Raw genomic sequence first — 357 nt, forward strand, 5'->3', positions numbered from 1 at the left:
GAGGTGGGCGTTTCCGTACCAGTAGCGCGTGTGGCCCGAAGGTGAGGGCGTTGGTATCAGCTCAATACGTGGGTGAGGAATATTCGTCGCGTTTGACCAGTGCTGCTTAACACGCTTTGCCTTCGCATTAGCAGTGACTTCAACAACTAGATATGTATGTTGAAAGCAGCGCAGCGGGCGCAATAGCCCACGTACGCGATTGATAGCGTCTGCATCGGGGAGCACGATATGTCCCGTACTGCGCTGTATATGGTTTCGCAAGGTGGTTAGGCTCTCTTCAGCCTTGCTGGGCTCTTTTTGGTGCCAATCCAGCAAGCGATGAAAAAACTGGCCTGTTTCTTTTAACACATGCGGTTT

Annotated in this window: 1 protein-coding gene; it reads right to left on the reverse strand. The window is 52.1% G+C overall.

Annotation, left to right across the window (positions count from 1 at the left end):
- Positions 1–357, reverse strand: a 357-nt coding sequence (locus SB753_RS35435; RefSeq protein ID WP_410804743.1) for a hypothetical protein, incomplete at both ends; no start/stop codon positions are given.

It is taken from the genome of Paraburkholderia sp. SIMBA_053, from assembly GCF_046534895.1.
Taxonomy (GTDB): domain Bacteria; phylum Pseudomonadota; class Gammaproteobacteria; order Burkholderiales; family Burkholderiaceae; genus Paraburkholderia; species Paraburkholderia caledonica.